The organism is Variovorax sp. Soil_C_39, assembly GCF_057656815.1.
Genome location: NZ_JBDGJQ010000045.1, coordinates 1 through 475 on the forward strand (window position 1 = coordinate 1; position 475 = coordinate 475).

Consider the following 475-nt stretch of genomic DNA (forward strand, 5'->3'; position numbering starts at 1 on the left):
TCGCCTTTGTTGTTCACGGCACGGTTGGGCGCCACGTAGCTGGTGATGCCCTGGGCGTCCAGCGCTGCAATGTGCTCCCCATTGGCGTAGCCCGCGTCTGCCACCACCGTGCACGGCTGCTGCAGCACCCGGCTGGCCGCCTCGGCCATGGGCTGTAGCTGGCGCTGATCGTTCACCTCGCAGACCACCTCATGCGCCACGATCACGTGGCTTTGCGTCTCCACCGCTGTCTGCAGGTTGTAGCCCGGACGGCTGTCAAGACTGCGCATCGGGCGTGCCTCGGGCTCGCCGTTGACAATGGTGCTGGCACCGCTGCGCATGAGTTGCTGGGCCTGGTTGGCAATGGCACGGCCCTCGGCCTTCAGGCGCTCCAGGGCGGCGCGTACTTCATCTGGTTTGCCAGTGCCCCCTTCGGCGCCATCGCTGCCCTGGTCATCCTCTCTGTCCCGCCTGTCCAGCAACCGCAGATAAGCCG

1 protein-coding gene is annotated in these 475 nt (G+C 66.5%); it reads right to left on the minus strand.

Annotated features, from left to right (window positions below; genetic code table 11):
• Positions 1-475: transposase (locus tag AC3A6J_RS28030; RefSeq protein ID WP_487863276.1), on the minus strand; the 475-nt coding region annotated here is incomplete at both ends.